This window comes from Pseudohaliea sp., from assembly GCF_040217025.1.
Taxonomy (GTDB): domain Bacteria; phylum Pseudomonadota; class Gammaproteobacteria; order Pseudomonadales; family Halieaceae; genus Pseudohaliea.
Genome location: NZ_JAVJOA010000011.1, coordinates 225,778 through 247,619, shown reverse-complemented (window position 1 = coordinate 247,619; position 21,842 = coordinate 225,778). Strand labels below are relative to the sequence as shown.

At 66.1% G+C, this 21,842-nt stretch carries 17 protein-coding genes; 2 read left to right on the top strand and 15 right to left on the bottom strand.

All coding sequences use genetic code 11. The annotated features are described in order from the left end of the window. Window positions 1-3 precede the first annotated feature (3 nt). A complete protein-coding gene (locus RKE50_RS16700; RefSeq protein ID WP_350038359.1) occupies window positions 4-1,701 on the top strand; it encodes a Mur ligase family protein in 1,698 nt (565 codons plus the stop codon). Then, window positions 1,698-2,849: an amidohydrolase family protein gene (locus RKE50_RS16695; RefSeq protein ID WP_350038357.1), complete on the top strand. Its 1,152-nt coding sequence runs from the start codon at window positions 1,698-1,700 to the stop codon at window positions 2,847-2,849. The genes RKE50_RS16700 and RKE50_RS16695 overlap by 4 nt, the downstream gene beginning before the upstream one ends. Before the next feature lie 5 nt (window positions 2,850-2,854). On the opposite strand, the gene RKE50_RS16690 is transcribed toward RKE50_RS16695, so the two are convergent. The 15 genes from RKE50_RS16690 to RKE50_RS16620 form a co-directional block, all read right to left on the bottom strand. After that, entirely contained in the window at window positions 2,855-4,468 is a 1,614-nt protein-coding gene (locus tag RKE50_RS16690) for a cation:proton antiporter domain-containing protein (RefSeq protein ID WP_350038355.1), read from the bottom strand. A 260-nt stretch (window positions 4,469-4,728) separates the two neighbouring features. Continuing rightward, window positions 4,729-5,775: an AraC-like transcriptional regulator QhpR gene (gene qhpR, locus RKE50_RS16685; protein WP_350038353.1), complete on the bottom strand. Its 1,047-nt coding sequence runs from the start codon at window positions 5,773-5,775 to the stop codon at window positions 4,729-4,731. An 81-nt stretch (window positions 5,776-5,856) separates the two neighbouring features. Further along, complete coding sequence (locus RKE50_RS16680; RefSeq protein ID WP_350038351.1) at window positions 5,857-7,467, bottom strand: long-chain fatty acid--CoA ligase; 1,611 nt, start codon at window positions 7,465-7,467, stop codon at window positions 5,857-5,859. A 41-nt stretch (window positions 7,468-7,508) separates the two neighbouring features. Beyond that, on the bottom strand, window positions 7,509-8,933 hold the full coding sequence (locus RKE50_RS16675) for an aldehyde dehydrogenase family protein (protein ID WP_350038349.1): 1,425 nt from the start codon (window positions 8,931-8,933) through the stop codon (window positions 7,509-7,511). Window positions 8,934-8,961: 28 nt separating this feature from the next. Beyond that, complete coding sequence (locus tag RKE50_RS16670) at window positions 8,962-10,338, bottom strand: aspartate aminotransferase family protein (RefSeq protein ID WP_350038347.1); 1,377 nt, start codon at window positions 10,336-10,338, stop codon at window positions 8,962-8,964. 160 nt (window positions 10,339-10,498) lie between these two features. Then, the gene (locus RKE50_RS16665; protein WP_350038345.1) at window positions 10,499-11,083 is read right to left on the bottom strand and encodes a VOC family protein; all 585 of its coding nucleotides are present in this window, start codon (window positions 11,081-11,083) and stop codon (window positions 10,499-10,501) included. Window positions 11,084-11,087: 4 nt separating this feature from the next. Continuing rightward, window positions 11,088-11,945 carry an EthD domain-containing protein gene (locus RKE50_RS16660; RefSeq protein ID WP_350038343.1) on the bottom strand — a complete coding sequence of 286 codons (858 nt, stop codon included), beginning with the start codon at window positions 11,943-11,945 and terminating at the stop codon, window positions 11,088-11,090. Window positions 11,946-12,039: 94 nt separating this feature from the next. Then, window positions 12,040-13,071 carry a zinc-binding dehydrogenase gene (locus RKE50_RS16655; protein WP_350038341.1) on the bottom strand — a complete coding sequence of 344 codons (1,032 nt, stop codon included), beginning with the start codon at window positions 13,069-13,071 and terminating at the stop codon, window positions 12,040-12,042. Between the two features lie 43 nt (window positions 13,072-13,114). Next, entirely contained in the window at window positions 13,115-13,897 is a 783-nt protein-coding gene (locus RKE50_RS16650; RefSeq protein ID WP_350038339.1) for an SDR family NAD(P)-dependent oxidoreductase, read from the bottom strand. Window positions 13,898-13,906: 9 nt separating this feature from the next. Continuing rightward, entirely contained in the window at window positions 13,907-14,674 is a 768-nt protein-coding gene (locus RKE50_RS16645; RefSeq protein WP_350038338.1) for an acetoacetate decarboxylase family protein, read from the bottom strand. Window positions 14,675-14,732: 58 nt separating this feature from the next. Then, window positions 14,733-16,901, bottom strand: a complete 2,169-nt coding sequence (locus RKE50_RS16640; protein WP_350038336.1) for a TonB-dependent receptor — start codon at window positions 16,899-16,901, stop codon at window positions 14,733-14,735. 203 nt (window positions 16,902-17,104) lie between these two features. Then, on the bottom strand, window positions 17,105-17,842 hold the full coding sequence (locus tag RKE50_RS16635) for an SDR family NAD(P)-dependent oxidoreductase (RefSeq protein WP_350038334.1): 738 nt from the start codon (window positions 17,840-17,842) through the stop codon (window positions 17,105-17,107). Between the two features lie 94 nt (window positions 17,843-17,936). After that, entirely contained in the window at window positions 17,937-18,986 is a 1,050-nt protein-coding gene (locus RKE50_RS16630) for a VOC family protein (RefSeq protein WP_350038332.1), read from the bottom strand. 261 nt (window positions 18,987-19,247) lie between these two features. Beyond that, window positions 19,248-20,513: a CaiB/BaiF CoA transferase family protein gene (locus RKE50_RS16625; protein ID WP_350038330.1), complete on the bottom strand. Its 1,266-nt coding sequence runs from the start codon at window positions 20,511-20,513 to the stop codon at window positions 19,248-19,250. Between the two features lie 16 nt (window positions 20,514-20,529). Further along, window positions 20,530-21,828 carry a CaiB/BaiF CoA transferase family protein gene (locus RKE50_RS16620; protein WP_350038328.1) on the bottom strand — a complete coding sequence of 433 codons (1,299 nt, stop codon included), beginning with the start codon at window positions 21,826-21,828 and terminating at the stop codon, window positions 20,530-20,532. Window positions 21,829-21,842 lie beyond the last annotated feature (14 nt).

Here is a 21,842-nt window from a genome sequence, read left to right as displayed (position 1 = left end):
GCCGTGCGCCTGCTCGACTCCCGGCGCCTGACCGGCGCCAACCGCTTTGGTCCCGAGCCCGGGGCGGTCATCGACGTCAGCTTCGGGCACAGCGACCCGGACCTCGTCATCGGCGCCTGGCGGCAGCACGCGCGCCGGCTGCTCGACGAGCTCGGCTGGTCCGACGAGCAACTGCGGGTATTGCGTACCGTCGACGGCGCCAGCCTGGCCCTCACCGCCCCGGCCGATGCCCTTTACACCGCCACGGAGGTCAACGAGGCGGCCTGGGACGCGGCCCGGGACCTGGTCGAGGGCGGCAACCGCCACCTCCTCCTGCGCGCTGCCCGCGCCCTGCGCGAGGAACTGCGCGATGAGGAACGTCCGCGGCTGCGGCGGCTCCTCGCCGCGGCCGAAGAGCGCGCAGTGCCGGTGGTACTCGATGCCGACGAGGTCTCCCTGGGGCTCGGCCGTCACAGCCGCTGCTGGGACCTGCGCGACGTGCCCCATCCGGACGACGTGCCCTGGGCAGAGCTGGGCCCGATTCCCGTCGGCCTGGTCACCGGCACCAACGGCAAGACCACCACGGTGCGCATGCTCAACCACATCGCCCGGGCCGCGGGCGTGGTCGGCGGCGTCAGCTCGACCGACTGGCTGGCCGTGGGCGAGGACGTGCTGGAGCGCAGCGACTTCGCCGGCCCGGGCGGCGCCCGCCGGGTGCTCCGCGACCCGCGCTGCGAGCTGGCCATTCTCGAAACCGCCCGCGGCGGACTGCTGCGCCGCGGCCTGGCAGTGTCGCGGGCCGACGCCGCCCTGATCACCAACATCGCCTCGGACCACCTCGGCGACTTCGGCGTGCAGACCCTGGACGAGCTGGCCGACGTCAAGTGGATCGTCACCCGGGCGCTGGATCAGCGCGGCACCCTGGTGCTGAATGCGGAGGATCCGCTGCTCATGGCCCGCGCACCGCGCTCGCCGGCGCCGGTCGTGCTGTTCAGCCTCGATGCGCGGACACCGGCCTTCCGCGAGCACCTGGCCGCCGGCGGGACGGGCTACACGGTGCGCCGCGGCAGCCTCGGCCGCTGCGAGGGTGAAAGCTGGACCACGCTGGCTCCCGTGAAGCGCATCCCGCTCTGCTTCGGCGGCGCCGCCCGGCACAACGTGGCCAACGCCCTCGGCGCCGCGGCGCTGGCCAGCGCCCTGGGCCTGGCGGACAGCGCCATCCGCGACGGCCTGTGCGCCATGCGCACGGCGGACAATCCCGGGCGGGCCAACCTGTACGAGATCGGCGGCGCGACCGTGCTTCTCGACTTCGCTCACAACCCGCACGGCCTCAGCTCGCTGCTGGAACTGGCCGCCACCCTGCCCGCCCGGCGCCGGCTGCTGATCGTCGGCCAGGCCGGCGACCGCAGCGACGCCGACCTCGACGCCCTCGCCGAGGCGAGCAAACCGATGGCCTTCGACCGTGTGCTGATCAAGCGCATGGAGGGCCACGCGCGGGGCCGCGGCCCCGGCGAGGTTGCGGCGCGGCTGCGCGACGCCTTCTGCCGGCTCGGCTACGCGCGGGCGGCAATCCGCGAGCACAAGACGGAGCTCGGTGCCGTGCGCGCGGCGCTGCGCTGGGCGGAGCCCGGCGACCTCGTCGTGCTGCTTTCCCACGAGCGCCGCGACGCCACGCAGGCCTACCTGCAGGCGCGCTCGGCACAGGCAGGAGCCCCGTCATGATTACGCTGATCACCGGTGCAGACCTCTACGCGCCCGAACCCCGGGGCACCATGGACCTGCTCGTGGCCGGCGGCCGGGTCGCCGCGCTGGGCGCCGACGCGGCGGTGCAGGGCGCGCCCGTGGAAACGGTCGACGCCCGCGGCAAGCTGCTGCTGCCCGGCCTCGTCGATGCGCTGACCCACCCCTGCGGCGGCGGTGGCGAGGGCGGCTTCGCCAATCGCACCGCCGAGATCCCGGCGGCGGACTTCATCCGCGCCGGCGTGACCGCACCGGTCGGCGCCCTGGGCACCGACAGCATCGGCCGCAGCCTCGAGGTGCTCTATGGCAGCGTGATGGCGTTGCGCGGCCATGGCCTGCGCGCCTTCATGCTCAGCGGCGCCTACCGGGTGCCGACACCGACGCTCACCGGCGACGTCGCCCGCGACCTGGTGCTGATCGATCCGGTGGTCGGTATCGGCGAGGTCGCCATCGCCGAGCACCGCGGCACGCAGCCGACGGCGCAGGAGCTCCGGCGCCTCGCCGCCGAGACGCGCCTGGGCGGCACCCTCAAGGGTTCCGGCGGTACCGTGCTGGTCCACGTGGGCGAGGGTGCTGAGCGCCTGGCGCTGCTGCGCGAAGTGGTCGCGGGCAGCGACCTGCCGGCCGGCGTGCTTTACCCGACGCACGTCAACCGCAGCCACGCGCTGCTCGCCGAGGCCGCCGCCTGGACGCGCGAGGGCGGCTTCGTCGACATCACGGTCTCGACCACGCCCGAACTCATCGCCGCCGGCGACATCACGGCCCTCGCTGCGCTGGCCGCCCTGCGCGAGGGCGATGCGGACCTCTCGAGGGTCAGCTTCTCGTCCGATGCGGGGGGTTCACTGCCGCTCTACCGGGACGGCGAGCTGGTGGGCCTGCAGGCGGCGGCGCCGTCCGCTCTCAGCGACCTGCTGGCGGAAACGCTGCAGACAACGCCGGACATGCTGCCGGCGGTCATCGCAGGCCTCACCGCCAACCCCGCTGCGGCCCTGCGCCTGCCGGGCGTCGGCAGGCTGCTCCCCGGTGGCCCGGCTGATCTGCTGCTCGCAGACGCGAACAGCGGACAGGTCACCGATGTGATGGCGGAGGGACGCTGGCTGCTGCGCGGGGGAACGCTCGTCGGCCCTTGACCATTTCAAGGTGAGGCATCGACCCCCGGCTGAGTTCCTGCGGTGACCGCCGCGGCCGCCCTTTCCATGGCCAGCGCCGCCAGGGCCGGCCCGGCGTCCCGATTGACGTTGAAGACGAGGTCGGCACCGCTCGCCTTGAGCGCGCTGACCTCGTCATCGAAATAGGCGGTCGCTGCAACGAAGCCGCTGAAGCCCTCCTCCCGGAGCTGCTCCACCGCGGTCAGGTGTTCCTCGTGGCTGTGCATGCACAGCAGAACGAGCTCGACCTGCTCCCGGTCGACCTTCAGGCGCTGCCAGAAATCCGCGTCCGTGGCGCTCTCCTCGAACACGCGGCGGCCCGCCGCCTGTTGCTCGGCAACCACGTCGTCGTCGACGTCGAAGGCGACGACCGTGTCGCCAATGCGCGCACGCACCGCGTCATAGGCGTTGGTGCCGACGCGCCCCATCCCGAAGACCAGCGCCGTGGCGTCTGTCACGGGAACGGCGCGCTCCGGCGGAATCAGGGTGCGACGCTCGAGCCTCGACAGTGTCTGCCGCAAACGCCGGTACAGCTCGAAGGCGCGGTCGTTCAGGGCCGCCAGCGGCACGAAGCTGAGGCCCATGGCCACCGCGAGGGTCACGAGCCAGGAAGCGTCCAGGTAACCCTTGGAGATCGCCATGGCGGCAATGATCAGGCCGAACTCACTGTAGGGCGTCAGCCCCAGCGACGCGAGCCACGCGCTGCGCCCGCGCAGGCCGAAGAGCATGAGCACGGCGATGAACAGCAGGGCCTTGAGGGGCAGCAGAACGAGCAGGCCGGCGGCCACCGCCACGCCCTCCAGGTCGGGCAGGCCATTGAGACCGATGGTCAGGAAAAAGCCCACGAGCAGCAGGTCCTTCAAGCCGAGCAGCACGGTGCTCAGCTCCTTGGCCTTGGGCGCCTTGCTCACCAGGGCGCCGGCGACCAGGGCGCCGAGGTCGGCCTTGAGGCCGACCAGCTCGAAAAGCGCGGCGCCGCCCAGGGTGAGGGACAGGCCGGCGAGCACGAGCAGTTCGCGGTGCCCGCACCAGTCCAGCACGCGACCGATGCCATGGCGCAGGGGCAGCAATGCCAGCAGGGCCAGGGCCCAGGGACTGGGGAGCACGCCCTTGGACGCCGCGAGAAGGCCTACGGCAACCAGGTCCTGCATCACCAGGAAGCCGATGATCACGCGGCCGTAAAGGGCCGTCATGTTCTGGCGCTCCTCCAGCACCTTGATAACGAACAGGGTGCTGGAGAAGGCGGTGAACAGCGCAAGCGTCGCGATCCCGGGCAGGCCCAGCCCGGCGAAGGAGCCGAGGCCCAGCGTCACCGGGATGGCGAGCAGCGCACCGGCGACAAGCACCATGCCGGCCACGTGCAGCAGGGACGCGGCGAAGATATGCGGTCGCACAAGCGCGGGAATGTCCAGCTTGAGGCCGATGGCAAAGAGGAGCAGCAGAACGCCCACCTGCGCCAGCTCGTCCAGCGTCGGTCCCGGATCGACACCCAGGGCCGAAAGCGCAAAGCCCGCGACGAGGAAACCCAGCAGGGGCGCCTGCCCCAGCTTCTTGGCAGCGAGGCCGCAGAGCAGGGCGATGCCGATCCACGATAAGTCCACAGGCAGCGTACCTCGAGAACAGGTTGTACCCAGCAGCCAGCGACCGTTCACCGACGAGCGCCAGTCGAAGCACCCTTACACCGCCGGGTAAAGCTCACAGGGTGACTTCAGGCCCTCGTCACTGTTCAAGGGCGTTTTTCATGGTTGCGATTGATCGATAGCTACGGGCGTTGCCGACTCATCCTACCCCAAACGCAGGCATGGGGCCGGTAAAAAAGGGAGCGCTGCTCTCAGGCGACCAATACGATAGCCAGGGAAGGCTAAAGTGTCTCGGCGCCGTTCCCCTGCGCCAGCCGGTAGTCGTGGGGCGTCTCATCGGTCCAGCGGCGGAACGCGCGCGAGAAAGCGCTGACATGAGAGTAGCCCAGGAGGAAGGCGATTTCCGTGAGCGGCATTTCCGTGCGGCCCACGTACTGCAGGGCCATCTTCCGGCGGATATTGTCGGCATACTCGGTGTAAAGAATGCCTTCATCGGACAAACGCCGCTGCAGGGTTCGCTTGGTCATGCACAGGCTCGAGGCGACCTCGTCGATGGACGGCACGCCGTTGCTCAGCGACCGCGCGATCAGTGAGCCGACCTCGGTCACCAGGTCTGTTTCCTGGCTGATCTTGTCCATGACCTGGGCGAGATGACCCTCGAGCACGTCATAGAGACGCGGCTCGGCATGGACTACCGTTCGTTTCAGTACCGAACTGTCGAAAGAGAGCTGATTGTCGGGTTGATCAAAAAGAACCGGTGCCTCGAACAGCTGTTCGTGGGTGCGCGTCGAGTGCGGCTTGCTGTGCTGGAAGTGTACGCTGTTGAAGTGCCAGCGCTCGCCGGTTGCCACCTCGATCACGTGCTTGACCATGGACAGGGTGCACTCCGCTTCCTGGCGTCGCTCCAGCGGCGTGGGCTCGGCAAAACTGTAGCGGTAGGTGAAAACGGCCCTGTTGCCCTGGACCTCCAGTGACATGTCGCAGCCCCGGGCATAGACGGTGAGGTAGCGGGAGAAGTTCTGTATCGCGTCGAGCAGCGTCGGGGAGTAGAGAATCGCATAGCCAAGGGGCCCGAGATCCTTGGGATGGACTTCCCTGCCGATACGCAGGCCGATGGTGTCGTCCCCGTGGTACTGGGCGGCAAGTTCCATGAGCTGGCAGTGCTTGTGCAGCGGTACCTGCAGGTTCGGATCGGTTAGGGCCGCCTGGGGGATTCCGACGGTTTTCAAGAGCGGCGACAGCAGGTGACTGAAGCGGGAGAACAACCCTTCAGCGGAAAAGCTTGGCCCTTCAGTCAGCGTGGCGGTGGTCCGTGTCTTGACCGTCATGACGGTACGCTCTTCTTATCGTCTCGATCCGCACCTGAAGTATTGTCCTATTGCCGCCTGTGCGCCAGCCCGACGAGAGCGTCAGCCCTGGTAGTGATCGGCGTAACGGGACCGCAGGGCGGCCTTGTGAAGTTTGCCCGTCGCCGTGTGGGGAAGCTCTTCGACCACGAGGATATCGTCCGGCAGTGCGATCTTGGGCAGTCGCGCCCGAAGCTCCTGCAAGAGTTGCTCCCTGGTGGCCGGCGCGCTGCAGGTCACCAGGAGCAGTGGCCGCTCCCCCCACTTCGGATGGTTGATGCCCACGGCGCAGGCCTCGCTGACGGCGGCCAGGGCGAGGGCGGCGTCCTCGATCTCGATGGAGCTGATCCACTCGCCCCCCGACTTGATCACATCCTTGCTGCGGTCGACGATCTGCATGCAGCCGTCCTCATCGAGGGTGGCGATGTCGCCGGTGTCGAACCAGGCATGGTCCCGGGGGGCGTCCTGACCCACGTAACCGCTGCAGACCCAGGGACCACTCACCTGCAGGTGTCCGGAGGTCCGGCCATCCCTCGGCAAGGTCGCCCCGCTGTCGTCGACGATGCGCAGCTTGACGCCGAACAGGGGCTTTCCCTGCTTCAACTGGTAGCGGTGGCGCTCTCCGGGCGCCAGCGAGTCCATGAAGGGCGTTCGGTAGTTCACCGTCCCCACGGGACTCACCTCGGTCATGCCCCAGCCGTGCACGACGAATACATCATGCTTCCGGTCAAAGGCTTCGATCATCGACAGGGGTGCCGCGGAGCCGCCGACGATCGCCGTGTGCACCGATGGCAGTGTCTGGCCGGCGTCGTCGAGGTAGTCGAGAAGCCCCTGCCAGACGGTCGGCACGCCGCACATGGAATCCACCTCTTCGGTGGTGATGAGCTCGTGAAGCGACGCGCCGTCCAGCCGGCGCCCGGGAAGCACCAGCTTCGAGCCCATCATCGGTGCCGCGTAGGGAATGCCCCAGGCCGAGGCGTGAAACATGGGGACAACCGCCAGCACCGAAGAAAAGCGGTCCAGCCGCCAACCCTCGGTACCGGCCACGGCACGGGCGTGGAGCAGCGTGGAACGATGGCTGTACAGAACGCCCTTCGGCTTTCCCGTGGTACCGGAGGTGTAACACAGCGATGCAGCGGTCGTCTCCGGGAACGCCGGCCAGGGGAAGGGACCCTCCTCTGCCCCCAGCAGTGACTCGTAGGATTCGGCACGGTCCGCGCGTCCGGGTGCCTCGGCCGGCGCCGACGCCAGCAGCCAGAGCCTTTCGACGGCAGGCAGGGACGGCAGCAGTTGTTCGACGAGGGGCAGGAACTCCGCGTCCAGGAACAGGAAGCGGTCTTGCGCATGCTGGATAACATAGGCGAGCTGTTCCAGGGAAAGGCGTGGATTGACCGTGTGCACCACCGCGCCGAGGCCGGACACGGCGTAATACAACTCCAGGTGGCGGTAGTCGTTCCAGGCCAGCGTGCCCACCCGGTCCCCCGGCTGAAGCCCCGCGGCCCGAAGCCCGTGGGCGAGACGATTGACCCGCTGCCAGCAGGCATCGTAGCTGTAGCGATGGACAGCGCCATTGCCCAGGCGGCTGACGACCCGTCCGTCGCCGTGGCAGACAGCCGCGTGGCGAAGAATGTCGACGATGGACAGCGGCGCGCCCATCATGAGTCCCGGTTCCATCAGCTCAGCCCGTGCAGGGTCCGTTTCGGTCCGGCTTTTCCTCAGCCTCCGAAGACCGCGTTGGCCACGGCTTCGGTGACACCGTCGTAGGGAACGATGATGGATGCCTTGACCGGGTTATCGTCAGCGCAGTCGAAAACGGTCTTGTGGTGAACGTAGCCGTTGAATCCCTCGATGCCGGCATGGCACCCCATGCCGCTGGCACCGACACCACCGAAGGGCGCGCCGGGTTCAGCGGCCTGGAAGCCGAAGACGTTGATACCCGCGCCCCCGGAGAGCACGGCCGTCTTGAAGCGCTCCAGTTCCTCGGGCACGCGCTCATCAGTCACAAGGTAGGAGGCAAGCGGCCGGTCCCGGCTGTTGATGTAGTCGTAGGCTTCGTCGAGAGAGCGATAGGTGATGACCGGCGTGATGGGGCCGAAGGTTTCCTCGCGCATGACCCGGAGTGCCTCGTCGGGCTGCACAACGAGGTACATGGGCATCTGCCGTGTCGTCCGGTCCGGCCCGTCGTCGCTCATGGCGATCACGCGCGCGCCCGCATCGCTTGCCTCTTCCAACATCGAGAGCAACCGGTCGAAGTGGCGCTCGTTGATGATGCCGGTACTGTCCGGGTGCCCCAGGTAGCTGGGGTAGGCGCGCCGCCAGACGCGCTCCGCGGTTTCCACCCACTCTTCCAGCATCGCTTCGGGCACCAGCGCGTAGTCCGGTGAGGTGCAGATCTGCCCGTTTTTGCAGAACTTGAAGCTCAGGTACTCGAGTATCCGCTGCTCGTTGACGCCGTCCTCGAGGAAGACCGTCGGGTTCTTGCCGCCGAGCTCGAGCGTGACCGGGGTCAGGTTGGCTGCCGCTGCCTGCATGACCAGGCGGCCCACCGAGGTATTTCCCGTGTAGGTGAGGTGGTCCCACGGCAGGGAGGCAAAGTGCTGCGACAGCGGCAGGTCACCGGCTACCACCGCCAGCACCGACTGGTCGAAGTAGTCGCCGACCGACTCCTGCAGCACAGCGGCCGTTGCCGGCGCAAATTCGGACAGCTTCACGATCACCCGGTTTCCCGCTGCCAGCATCTCGTTGACCATGACCAGGGAACACTCGATGGGGAAGTTCCACGGCGCGATATTCCCCATGACGCCTTTCGGCAGCTTGACTACCTCGCAGCGGGACGAGCCGTGAGCCTCGGGTACAAGGGGGCGTTCGCTGGGTGCCAGCCAGTCCGCAAGCTTGGCCTGGATGTGGCGGTTGCGACCGAGGACACCGCCCGTTTCGAAGATATCCGTAATCCAGGGATTATGGGTGCCGAAGTCATCGCTGATGCTGTCCCGGAGCTTCTGCCGCAGGTCGACCATCATCGCCTCCAGCGCCCGCAGGCGGCTGAGCCGGGCATCGAGCCCGGGATTGCGGTCGCGCGCAAAGGCATCCTTCTGCAGCCGGAAGAGGTTATCCAGCTCCTCGATCGTGTTGTTTTTCATGCGCAGGTCTCCGGAGGCGCCAGGGCGCTCAGCAGTTGATTGCGGCACTGAAGTCATAGCGCTCCAGGACGCGCGCCGCCGCGTCGAGGATGCCCTGTATGGCTGTATCGTCGTGCTGGAAGGAAAGGTAGATGTGATTGGACGTCGGCAGCGACAGCACCACGCCCTCGTTGATCATGGCCAGGTAGAACAACTCCAGGGGTTCGTAGTCGAGCTGCTGGGCGGACCAGAAATCCACCGGCGCGCTGCAATGGTAGAGCTGCAGCATGGACGCGAGCTGGTTGACCTGGATGCGGATCCGGTGCCGGAGGAACAGCTCCTCCAGCCCCCGCGCGAGGCGGGCGGCCCGCTGCTCCAGCTGGCCGTACTCCCCCCCGGCCTCCTTCTCCCGGTAGAGCGACAGGGCCCGAGCCGCCGCAGCGAGCGCGGCAGCGCCGTCGTTCACCGTGCCGGACTGGAAAACGCGCGGCGTGCCGGGTGCGGCGGCGGGATCGACCACGGAGAAGATATCGGCGCGGCCGCAGACCGCGGCCAGCTTTTCGCCGGCGCCCAGCGCCTTGGCGAAGGTCGCGAGATCCGGTGTGACGCCGTAGTAAGCCTGGGCACCGCCGGCGGCCAGCCGGCAGCCGGTGATGACCTCGTCAAAGATCAGCAGGACATCGTTCTCCCTGCACAGGCGCTTGAGCATCTCGAGCTCTGCCGGGTTCGAGCCCCAGAGGCCCCCGGCATGCATGGCGGGGTCGAGGATCACCGCCGCGATGTCCGGATCCGAGGCGAGCAGCGTGGACACGCGTTCGAGATCCAGGAAAGGAAGGGCGATGGCCGACTCGGTCACCTGGGCAGGCACACCGGCAGAGAAAACCGCGGCGCTGCCGTCGATGCCGAACAGGAACTGGTCCTGCTGGCCGTGATAGTGGCCCAGGAACTTGACGATCTTGCTGCGCCCGGTGAACGCCCGGGCGTAGCGGCAGGCCATGATGACCGCCTCTGTGCCCGTATTCAGGAAACGAACGCGCTCGGCACAGGGCACGGTGCGCACGACTTCCTCGGCTGCGGCAACCAGGATTGCCGGGTTGAGGGGCAGCGATCCGAGTTCCCGCGTCTCGGACATCGCCGCGGTGATGGCCGGATGATTGTGCCCCAGCAGCAGCGGGCCATTCATGCCGAAGCAATCAAGGTAGCGGTTGCCGTCGATATCCTCGATCTCGTTGCCCAGGCCTCGTCGCGTATAGAACGGGTAGGGTCGAAAGAAACGCAGGTTCCCGGAGACACCGCCCGGGAGCAGCTGCCGGGCCCGGCCGGCGAGCTCGCCGGAGGCCGGTGTTCTTAGCCGGTACTCGGCCTCGACAGCGTCCCTGAGCGCCGTGAATGCGGACAGTGCATGATCGGGTGCTGCATTGGCCAAGGGCGTCGACTCCGGTGCCGGCATTTCGAGTACACGGCCTGCCAGCCTAGTCGCGTGGGCGCGAAGGTGGCTTAACGCGTGGTGACAGGCGTTTACCCCTGGGCGACAGCGCCTGAAGCCTCCCGGGGCAGGCCGATGGCGGCGAACTTACCGGTCAACCTCAGGGCATCTCCGGTGGATAGGTGGCCTCCGGGGGCGGAAAGGCTTCGCCCGGCGCTACCCGGTAGATCTCTGCGATTACGGACAGCGTCCGCCGGGTGTCGAAGTTGATGAACTCGACGGCCCCCCATTGCGCGGCGTTGTAGCTTTCGTAGCCGAGGGCCTCGAGGCGGCCGGCCGCATCCTCGAAGTCGGCGACCTGGAACACGATGTTGTGCACCCCCTCCCCCCGTTCCTGCAGCGTTTCGTAGTAGGTGCTCTTGTCATCCAGGGGTTGGACGAGTTCCCAGTAGGTGTCGCCAATCTGCGTATAGGCAACCCGGAACGCGGCGTCAGAGGGCTCCCCGTGCATCGTCAAGCCGCGGGTGGACTGCGCGTCAAAGGTCCAGATCTGCCATGGGCCGATACCGAATTCCTCCCACTGCCGTTTCATGCTGGCCTCCAGATCCCGCACGACCAGGATGATCTCGCTCACCCCTGTGAACAGCGGGGCTTCGGTAGTGGATGGATGCTGTGCTTTCGCTTGCAGCGACAGGCCCTGGCCCAGGCTGAGGGCGAAAACTGCAGAAAGCGTCGTCAGTCTCATGGCATCACCAGGTGAAAGTCAGTGGCTGAGTCAGGCTGGGCTGAAAGGAGAACTCGTCATGCACGACGTGCATACGGGCAACGAGGGCCCTCGGCGCCTCCTGTGTCATGGCTGCAAGGACCGACGTCCAGGCGGCGAAGGCGTCGGTGCTGCACAGCGAGCGCAGGGCATCCGCGTCCCGGGGCCAGAGTTCGACCACGGCATCGAGGGGCATGGTCTCGAACCCCGCCGGCAGGGGGTCGCGAAGGCGGTGCGTGACAACGGCCTTGGCTAGCAGGCCACGGATAGCCGGCTGCAGCAGCAGTTCCCTGGCGTCCGTTGCCAGCTTTTCATGAAAGCTGTCGTAATCCGTGCCCGCGGGACGCCTCGCGAGAAGGTAGAGCTTTAGCCGGTTCTGCTCCTCGAGGTCCGGGTTGTCGTCGATGATCCGGTTTTCCTTCCCGACCATGATCTGCGCACTGCCGTCCTGGGCGATAAAGCGCAGCTCGTCCGGACGAATTAGCGACTCGTAGACCGGCTTTCCGAGCCACGTTTCCACCTCCTCGATACTATTGAGCCAGACCTCGGCACCGCCAACCAGCGGGTGCTCATGGGCGAGCGCAGCGGGCAGGTTCACCGTGGCGCCGGGCAGACGGTGACCCGTGTTGTACTTCCTCATGAACTGCGAAAACTCGGTGATATTCATGACGTGCGCCGAATGGTGCCTTTGACAGTAGATGTGGAACGCCCGCTCGGACATGCCGTCAACGGGTACGACGAATTCGAGGAACTTCACGATGCCGGTCCTTGACTGCCACGGCTCGCGCTCCGATCTGGCGTAGTCCACCCAGGGTCCGGGATCGCCGTCCTCCACGGTGCTCATGCCCCCATCCTCCACTGCCATTTTTGTCAGCTAGCGTGCCGCGGCATCGGTGACACAAGCTGTCGCGCTGCGGCACCGACGTCCGCCATAGCGGTCAAGTCTCAAGGTCCACCAGCACCTTGCCGTGGCTCGACCCGTCGAAGAGCGAGCACAAGGCGCGGGGTGCAGCCGCCAGGCCATGGAAAACCTGTTCCTTGAAGACCAGTTCGCCGCGTTCCCGCAGGGCGTTCACCCGCTGCACGAACAGGTCGTAGTGCTCTGCGTAATCGGTCACGGCGAAGGACCTGATGGTGAGAAAACTGTCGAGCACGTGCTCGAAGTTCTCGATATTGGGCACCTTGCCGCCACTGTCATAGACACTCACGAAGCCGGCGAGGGCGACCGTGGTGCCGTAGTTCATCAGGGGCAGGCAGGCGGAGAAGTGCTCCGGCGACGCATTCTCGAAAACCAGGTCGATGCCATCGGGACAGAGCCGCGCCAGGGCGTCGCCAATGGCTTCGCGCTTGTAGTTGAATGCGGCGTCGACATGGAGAACTTCCTTCAGCCAGCGGACCTTCTCGTCGCTGCCGGCCGAGGCGACGACCCGCAGGCCCGCGGCGCGGGCGAACTGGCAGACCATCGAACCCACCGTACCGGCGGCACTGGATACGACGATGGTGCCGTGGTCGGGCGGGGTAATGGCGTGGTGCAGTCCGTAGTAGGCGGTCTGGCTGGCGATGCCCAAAACGCCAACGAAATCCCGAACACCGAGTGATCCCTGCGGCACGCGCCGAATGATGGCGGTATTGGGCGACAGGTAGGGTTCAAGGCGTGTTCCATCGGAGATGAAGTGCGACTGCCACCCCGCCATGCTCTCTACGATGTCTCCCGGCCGGAAGCCCGGGTGCCGCGATTCGACAACCTCACCGACCGCGGGCCCATCCAGGGGGCCGCCGATGGGCCAGGGATCGAGGTCGGCCCCGGACTCGTCCATGCTGCGCCGCATGTAGGGGTCGACGGACATGAAGCGGTTGCGCACCAGGACTTCCCCGTCTTCCAGCGGGGGCAGATTGACGGTGACGAGCTCGAAGACGTCCTCGCTGAGCTGTTTCGGACGACGCAGCAGGTGGATCTGCGCAGCCTTCATGAGCGAAAGACGCTCCTGCTAACGGATGAAGATCGCCGAGAGCTCATGAGAAGGAACGGCCGCCGTTCACGGTCAGCACCTGCCCGGTGATATAGCTGGCGGCACCGCTGGACAGGAACAGGGCCACCTGCGCCACGGCGTCGGGCTGCGCGAGGTAACCGAGCGCCACGCCCCGTTCGGCCTCTGCCAGCGCTACCGGATCGCTCCAGATGGACTCTGTCATCGCTGTGCGCATCCAGCCCGGCGCGATGGCATTGACGCGGACACCGCTGGGGCCCTGCTCCAGCGCAAGGTGCCTCGTATAGACCTCGAGCGCTGCCTTGGAGGTAGCGTAGATTCCGTCGCCGGCGGCCACATCACGCGCGCTGTCGGAGCTGATATTCACGATCGTGCGATAGGTGCCCGAGGGCGCCTGGGTCAGGAATGCCCGGCAGGTGTCGCGGGCACCGAGAAGGTTAACGGCAAGCGCCCGGTGCCAGGCGTCAGTATCGTCCAGTGCCAGCTCGCCGGTCTCGTAGATGCCCGCAACGTTGACGAGGCTCGTGACCGGCCCCAGCTCCCGGTTTGCTACGGAGAACGCCCCGGCTACCTGGTCCGGCGAGGTAACGTCAACCGCCAGCGCGTGTACGCTGTACCCGGCCCTGGCCAGCTCGGCGGCCAAGGCGTCGAGCTCGTGCTGGCGCTCCGGATGCCCCAGCAGCGTTGCCGACGCGCCGTGGCGGGTGAAAAGACGGATCACGGCGGAACCTAGGCCGCCCGAGGCACCGGTCACCAGGGCATGACACCCCGAAAAGTCCGCCGTCCAGCCCGGAGCTTCCGTTGCCACGGAATGGCCTCAGTAGGTCTTCAGGACCTTGCCGTAGGGCAGGTCAGCGGTCATGCGGAAGTACTTTGCATCGACCACCTGGTGTACCGGCAGGTTTACGTCCGACACCGTGTCGACCACCAGCGAGGCCGTGCCGCTGAAGAGTTCGTCCTTGCCGTCCGGCCCCTTGTGGGGGACGCCCTTGAACAGCACCGAGTTCAGCTGGGCCAGCGCCGGCTTCTCGCCTCCGGCAACGTCGGGAATGACCTTGAGCACGGCCAGCGGCAGGTCTTCCATAACCGAGGCCGGTTCGTTCTTCTCGGGTCGCATGATCGCGCGGGCAACGACGTTGCCGGGGTTTACCTCGACCACTGCCTCGATCTCGCCCGTGCCGAGCTGGGTGAGCTCGATCCGGTGAGCCATTTTCTTGCCGAAACCCCAGACTTCGCGGCCGAGGGTCAGGGCGTTCTCCGTGGTGACGTAAACGGCATTCGTATAGCCGTACATCGTGCCCTCGAAGGTCGCCAGCACCCCGGTGTAAACCTCCCCGTAGGGCCCGCCGCTGGTACTGAAGTGATTGAACTCGATCACCATGAATGCCGTCACCGGCGTGACCAGTTCCATGTCCGAGGGGAGGATATCCAGGGCGGCGTCCTCGTCGGTCATGTAGGTCAGCATGATCGCTTCCGTATCGCGATAGAACCACGGCCCCCGGGCGTAGGAAGCCTTGTGAGCGGGCATGGTCGTGCCCCAGCGGTCGGGGCCGAGCCGACCGGGCTTTGCGGAACCTTCAGCCATGGTATGTCTCCTCCATCAGATTGCAGGTGCAGGATTGCTGCGCACCCGGTTTCTCTGCCTACCAGGTGAAGCGGACGCTCGCGCCAGCCCAGCGGTAGTCACCGGGAACGTCCTCGGTCGCCCCGAAGAAAGCCGTCGTGTCGAAGGCGTAGGTGCGATATTCCTCGTCCGTCAGGTTGCGGACAAAGAGCGAGGCCCACCAGCGGCCGTCCGCTGTTTCGTAGATCACCCGGGCATTGGCCACGCCGTAGGCCTCCTCCCGGATGACCGGCGTGAAGGACAGGTTGAAGTTGTGGTCATCCTTCCAGAAGCCGTCGAGCTGCAGGGTCAGGTCACCACCGAAGGCGGGCAGGGTGTAGCGCACCACGCCGTTGAAGGTGAACTCGGGCGCCAGCACACCGTCCTCCTTGCCGTCCGGCGAGATGCTGAGCGGCACGTCGGTCACCTCGATATCGAGGTAGGAGGCACCCAGCAGGAGTTCGAGCCCCTCTATCGGTGAAGTCACCAGTTCCAGTTCGCCACCGAAAGCCTCTGCCTCGGCGTTGAACAGGAAGGTCGCAAAGCCGTCGAAGGAGTACGCCTGGTAGTCCTCGTAGTCGTAATAGAAGACGGCACCGTTGAAGCGCGTGGAAGCACCCAGGCTGGTCTTGAAGCCCAGCTCGTACGCGAGCAGCGCCTCGCCGCCGAACTCGTAGTCCTCGATGGCAATCGGGTAGAGGGGCATGTTGAAGCCCCCGGACTTGATGCCGCGATTGATCCCCGCGTAGACGAGAACGTCATCGCTCGGCCGGTAGTTCAGCTGCAGTTTGCCCGACCAGTCCGTATCGGAAAACGAGTCGCTGAAACTGTAATTGCCGCCCTGCAGGAAGTAGATGTCGGTGGACCGGTAGTCGAAGTCCTTGTCATCGCGATTCAGCCGCGCGCCGACGGTCAGTGCCAGGGTATCGCTGAGGTCGATATCCGTCTGGCCGAAGACGGCCCAGGTCTCCGTGGTCTGCTCGACGTCCACGTCTTCCGTGGTGCCCGCCGGGTAACCGACCCCCGTGCCGAAGTACGCATCGCCGGACTGCACCGTCGCATAGTTGCCGTCGATCTTCAGGTAGTAGGCGCCGATCACCGTGCGGTGCGAGTCGCCCTCGAAGCTGAGGCGCAGTTCCTGCGAATACTGTTCGACATCCTCGAACTGCTCGTAGTTGTAGACATCGTTGGGCGAGGCATCGGCGTCTTCGCCGTAGCTGCTCTCGATGTCCTGGTAGTTGGTGATCGAGACGATATCGAAAGCACCGAGGCGCCAGTTCATGTCGAGGGTGAGGTTGGTCGCCTCGGCCTGCTTGTACCCCTCGAAGTCCTGCTCGGTGGTGAAGGGGTCGCCGTCGGCATCACGGTAGCCGAAGAAGTCCGTGGCGGCGGGGTCGTCGGCGAATTCGCCGTCGAAAGCCACGCTGTGCGCGTAGCCGCCGGGGTTGTCGTCCTTGTCGCCGTAGAGGCCGATCAGCGTGGCGCTGAAGTCCGCCGTGGGTTCGAACAGCAGGCTGCCGCGCACGGCCCACTCGTCGAGCTGGCGAAGATCGGAGCCGATGGCATTCTCCATGAGGCCGTCGTTCTCGGTCTGGACCACCGCAAGCCGGCCGGCCAGCGTGTCCGTGAGCCCGCCGGAGGCCGCCGCCTCGATGCGCTGGCGCCCGTCCTCGCCGAGCTGCAGGTCGACGAAGCCCGTCGCCTCCTGCGTGGGCCGGCGGCTGACGTAATGCAGCAGGCCGCCGGTGGCATTGCGCCCGAAGAGCGTGCCCTGCGGGCCGCGCAACACCTCGATGCGCTCGATGTCGAGCAGGCTGAAGTTGGCAATCGTATTCAGGCTGATGTAGGCATCGTCGAGGTAGAGCGCCACCGGGCCTTCCTGCGAGGCCGCAAAATCGTTCTGGGTCACGCCACGGATGCTGTAGGTATTGACGGTGCCGCCCCCGGCCCCGGACACCTCGAGCCCCGGTGTCTGCGTCACCATGTCCATGGCCTGGGTGAACCCGAGGTCGACCAGCTGGTCGCCGCGCAGGGCTGTCACCGAGATGCCAACGTCCTGAAGACCCTGCTCCCGTTTCTCTGCAGTTACCACAACCTCTTCGAGGAGCGTGGACTGTGCAGAGACCGGCAGCGCGAGCGACTGACCTGCGGCGGCCACGGCGGCAAGGAGCAAGACACGTTGCGGCAGGCGCTTATCGTTGGTTCTCATCGGCGTTCCTCCTTATGGTCTGTCCCCGGTTCCGCGACGGGGGCCCGGGTTGGCCGGGGAGTTTCCCGCAACCGGGTCGCCAAACGCCCCGGAGATTTTTTGCGGGCAATCGTCCCATGCAAGCCCAGAGGCTACGATTGGTCGCCGCGCAGTTCTTCACATGAAGTGCCAAACGCTTATCCTTCGGTGCCCCCCCACACACCTCACACACGGGGCAGGGACAGACCGCCGTCAACGGTCAGCGTCGCTCCTGTGATATATCGGCCTGCGTCCGACGCAAGCAGCAGGATGGCACCATCTAGGTCTGCCGGATCACCGAGGCGCCGCGCCGGGATGGACCGGACCATGGCCTCGCCTTCAGGCGTGCCGAGGTAATCCTCGGCAATGTCCGTGCGGTAATAGCCGGGCAGCAGCGCGTTGACGCGGACACCATGGCGCGCCCACTCCACGGCCATCTGGCGGCTGAGGTGGAGCAGGCCGGCCTTCGAGGCCGTGTAAGCTCCGGTACCCTTCTGCACGCAGAGGCCAAGGATAGAGGCCACGTTGATGATGGCGCCCCCGCCCTTGGGCACTTGTCGGAGAAAGGCCCGCCCGGCCAGCCAGGCGCCCTTCAGGTTGATGTCCTGCACCTGGGACCAGTCTTCTTCGCACAGGTCGGCAAGCGAACCGGGCGCGACGACGCCCGCGTTGTTTACGAGGACATCGACTGCCGCGCCGCCTGCGGCCTCAAAGCCTGTAGCGACCGAGGCTGCATCGGCGACGTCCATGGTTATCGCTGTCGCGTTGATTCCCGCAGCAATCAGGTCCTCCAGGGCTGCGTCCAGTTTCGACTGGCGCCGGCCGGAGATGATGATGCGCGCGCCCGCAGCGCCGAGCGTCTCTGCGAAACGGTAGCCAAGACCCGTACCGCCGCCGGTGACCAGCACCGTCTTCCCGGCCATGGAAAACAGTGTCGTTGCGCCGCTCTCCGACATAGCACCAGCCGTGCCTTCTAAAGACTTCACGTGCGGCCCCGCCCGGGCAACCCCTACAGCGTCAGCCGGCAGCGTCTCGCTTCGAGAAAACGCTGGTCTCTGCGGGGCCGCGCTCGAAGATCATGATTCGCATGCCTTTGCTTACGTCGAGAGGAAAGTAGCAGAAGCGATCACCACTGCCCGCATTGAGAACAGCCTTCTCACCATCGGGAAGCGGCACCCCGTCGCCGGCCGTCATCCTGATGCCCTTGCGCGACATCTGATCGTGAAAATCATCAATACTGTCGACCTCGGCCAGTAGTTCCAGGATCGTGCCCTCGCCATGGGTGCTGAGCACGCCGGCTTGGCCGTTCGATGACGTCGGCGCGATGAGCTCTATCCAGATCGAGTCGCTGTTGCCGTTGATCCACGCATGGCTGCTGTTGCCAAGTGCCATCCAGGGGCGAGCGAGTCCTTCCGGTACATCGATGCGCTCGAGTCGCAGGATTTCCGTGTAAAAGGCGGCAAGCTTCTCCAGGTCCTCGCCGATGACAACGACGCTGTCCAGGCGTGGGCTCGAGGCCGGGGATTTGTACTCCGGTCGCAGATCCCGGTCGCGGCGCACTACGACGCCTGTTTCGGGGTCTTCCCAGAACAGCTCGATGCTGGTTCCACGAGCCAACTCGAAAGGCAGATAGGAAAGCCGTTCGTCGCCACGCTCGATCCTCCCATCGACCTCTACCCATTCATGGAGATAGCCACCGCCCTGCAGTGGAACGCCATCCATGCCAATGAGGTCGACCCCACGGGCCTTCATCTCGTCGACATTCTTGTCGAAATCGTCGATCTCGAAGTCGAGTTCCACCAGGCTCCCGTTGCCCTTCTCACGGAGGAAGTCCATGCCGGGACCTTCAGTGGTCGGTTGCACCAGCTCCAGCCACAGGCCATTGGCATCGACGAACGCGAGCTCCATCCCTCCGAAGACTGAGTTGTCTTCCGAGACCCCGAACACCACCGGGTGCCGCTTCCAGCCCAGGACATCCTCCAGGAAGGACTCCGTCTCCGGTATGCTCTCGGACCAGACGGCGATGTGCTCCAGTCTGGGTATATTGAACCCGTTGTTCACTCTCATCGTTTACCTTCCTTGTCTTATCTGTTCTGGATAACGACGCTGTGCGCGCCAGGCTCCGCTACCGGAACTGCGAGTCTCGATGGCAAGGCGTGATCTTGGACGCTAGCTCCGCAGCCAGGGTTGGCATTCCATGACAAAAGCTTACCCCCGCGCGACGCTTTAGCGGGGGCTGATAGCCAGGAAAGCAGCTGACGATGTCGGCCGGCTCAGGGGTCGGGAGTCATGCCGCTTGCGGCATGCCCCCTGGGCGGGGCTGCGGGCTCAGATAATCCGGTCCCGGTGCAGCTGCTCGATCTCTGCGGGGTCGAGGCCGAGCAGGTCCTCCAGCACCTCGGCTGTATGCTGGCCAAGCGTCGGGCCGAGGCTTTTGATTTCACCCGGGGTTTCCGAGAGGCGCGGCAGCACGTTGGGAACCACCAGCGTGTCACCGAGTACGGGGTCGTCGACCGCGATGAGGTTTCGCCGTGCATGGAACTGCCGGTTGGCGAAGGTATCCGCCACGTTGTGCAGCGGGGAGTAGGGAGCGCCGGCTGCCTGGCACTTCGCCTCCACCTCGTCCCGGGTCAGGGCCCCGCACCAGGCACTGACGATCTCATTGACCTCGTGACGGCATTCCAGCCGCTTGCTGTGCTCGCCGTAGCGCGCGTCGGTGGCGAGCTCGGGTCGGTCCATCGCCAGGGCGAGGGCCTCGAACAGCTTGTTGGTGGTGCAGGCAATGGCCACCCACTTGTCGTCCTTGGTGCGGAAGTTACCCAGCGGGCAGGCGATCAGGTTGTGCTGCCCGGTGCGTTCGCGCACCGTCCCGTGCATGGCGTAGGCCGGGACCATCTCGTCGCTGAGCCGGAAGATGGACTCGTAGAGCGCAGCATCGACATACTGGCCTTTCCCCGAGCGGTCCCGGTACTCGAGGGCCAGCAGTACGCCAATGACCCCGTACAGACCGGTGAGGTAGTCGGCGAGGGTCGTCGACCCCGGCGTTACCGGCGTCTCGTCCGGCATCCCGGCGAGGTAGGCGAGGCCACCCACCGCGTGGGCGATGCGGGCGAAGCCCGGCCGGTCCCGGTAGGGTCCGGTCTGCCCGTAGCCCGAGATTCGCAGCATGACCAGCCGCGGGTTGAGTTCATGCAGCACGTCCCAGCCCAGACCCCATTTTTCCAGCGTCCCCGGGCGAAAGTTCTCGCACAGCACGTCCGCTTCGACGACCAGCCTCTTGAAAAGCTCGACCCCGCGAGGGGTGCGCAGATCCAGGGTCACGGACTTCTTGTTGCGGGCTTCGCTCAGCCAGGCCAGCGTGTCACCACGCTCCGTCGGCGTTCCGAAATTGCGGCAGGGGTCACCGCCCAGCGGGTGTTCGACCTTGATCACCTCGGCGCCGAACTCGCCGCAGATGCCCGCCGCGTAGGGTGCCGCGATGAAGGTCGCGGCGTCGATCACGCGGATCCCGGACAGGGGCAGACGCCCCTTGTCGGCACCGGCATCGGCGCCTGTCTCCGCGGAGGATTTTTTCTTCGCTTTAGCATCGGTCATTGCCCTGTCCTCCCCGTTACACCGAGCGCGTACAATGCAAACTGGCGATTTCTTCCCGGCTCAGCCCCAGCAATTCGCGCAGTACCTGTTCGGTCATGTTGCCGAGCGGGGGCCCGAGGTTCTCGATGCGCCCGGGGGTCTCCGACAGGCGGGGAATCACCCCGGGCACCGTGACCTCGCCAATGTCCGGGTCGGTGAGCGTGACCAGGTTTTCCCGGGCCCTGAAATGGGGGTCGGCAAAAATGTCTTCGATGCTGTTCAGCGCACCGATGGGTACGTCAGCGGCGAGCGCCTTTTCAATCAGTTCGTCCCGCGTCATGGAGGCGGTCCACTCACCGACGATCTGATCCACTTCTTCCCGGGCTTCGAGCCTCTTCTGCTTCAGCCCGTAGGCGCTATCGCTCGCGAGTTCGGGTTTGTCCATGGCACCTTCGGCGAGCCGCGCAAACATCTTGTCACTGGTGCAGGCGATCGCGACCCATTTATCGTCGAGGGTGCGGAAATGCCCGTGCGGACAGGCAATCACGGTACCGGAGCCCTCGCGCTCACGGATCTTGCCAAAGGCACCGTAGGCCGAGGCCATTTCATCGAGCTGCCGGAAAACCGCCTCGTAGCTGCCGATATCGATGTACTGGCCGCGACCGGTCTTCTTCCGGTGACGCAGCGCCAGCAGGATGCCGATAACGCCGTACAGGCTGACCATGTAATCGGCGAGCGGATTCGGGCCGGGGATCGTCGGCGCCTGCCCGGGGAAGCCGCACAGGTACGCCAGGCCACCGAAGGCGTGGGCGAGATGCGAGAAACCGCGGTGATCCTTGTAAGGACCGGTCTGCCCGTAGCCGGTGACGCGCAGCATGACGAGGCCGGGGTTCACCCCGTGCAGCACATCCCAGCCGAGTCCCCAGCTCTCCATGGTGCCGGGTCGGAAACTCTCGACGACGACATCGCACTTCGCCACCAGGCGCCGGAACAGTTCGGCGCCCTCCGGTTCACGCAGGTTGAGCGTCACGGACTTGCGGTTGCGCGCCTCCGTCAGCCAGAACAGCGTGGAGTCTTCGCGCGCCGTCGGCGTCCCCATGATCCGCATCGGATCACCGCCAACCGGGTATTCGATCTTGATCACCTCGGCGCCGAACTCGCTGAGCACCGATGCGGCATAGGGCCCCGAGACGAAGTTGCCGACATCGAGCACGCGGATGCCGTCGAGGGGCCGCTCTGTGGACTTCGCGCCAGCCGGCTGCTGCTCTCCCGTGGGGTGGTCCGGGTCTTCGGCTCCCGGCCGCGAGTGCCCCTTCTTGTGGGTCTTCTTGCTCATGCCATCAACCTCCC

Coding starts and splice junctions, on each gene's coding strand:
- RKE50_RS16680 (WP_350038351.1), bottom strand. CDS start 7,467: ATGGAACCGGGACTCATGATGGGCGCGCCGCTGTCCATCGTCGACATT.
- RKE50_RS16620 (WP_350038328.1), bottom strand. CDS start 21,828: ATGAGCAAGAAGACCCACAAGAAGGGGCACTCGCGGCCGGGAGCCGAA.
- RKE50_RS16645 (WP_350038338.1), bottom strand. CDS start 14,674: ATGGCTGAAGGTTCCGCAAAGCCCGGTCGGCTCGGCCCCGACCGCTGG.
- qhpR (WP_350038353.1), bottom strand. CDS start 5,775: ATGACGGTCAAGACACGGACCACCGCCACGCTGACTGAAGGGCCAAGC.
- RKE50_RS16660 (WP_350038343.1), bottom strand. CDS start 11,945: ATGAGCACCGTGGAGGACGGCGATCCCGGACCCTGGGTGGACTACGCC.
- RKE50_RS16695 (WP_350038357.1), top strand. CDS start 1,698: ATGATTACGCTGATCACCGGTGCAGACCTCTACGCGCCCGAACCCCGG.
- RKE50_RS16655 (WP_350038341.1), bottom strand. CDS start 13,071: ATGAAGGCTGCGCAGATCCACCTGCTGCGTCGTCCGAAACAGCTCAGC.
- RKE50_RS16630 (WP_350038332.1), bottom strand. CDS start 18,986: ATGAGAGTGAACAACGGGTTCAATATACCCAGACTGGAGCACATCGCC.
- RKE50_RS16640 (WP_350038336.1), bottom strand. CDS start 16,901: ATGAGAACCAACGATAAGCGCCTGCCGCAACGTGTCTTGCTCCTTGCC.
- RKE50_RS16665 (WP_350038345.1), bottom strand. CDS start 11,083: ATGAGACTGACGACGCTTTCTGCAGTTTTCGCCCTCAGCCTGGGCCAG.
- RKE50_RS16625 (WP_350038330.1), bottom strand. CDS start 20,513: ATGACCGATGCTAAAGCGAAGAAAAAATCCTCCGCGGAGACAGGCGCC.
- RKE50_RS16635 (WP_350038334.1), bottom strand. CDS start 17,842: ATGGCCGGGAAGACGGTGCTGGTCACCGGCGGCGGTACGGGTCTTGGC.
- RKE50_RS16675 (WP_350038349.1), bottom strand. CDS start 8,933: ATGAAAAACAACACGATCGAGGAGCTGGATAACCTCTTCCGGCTGCAG.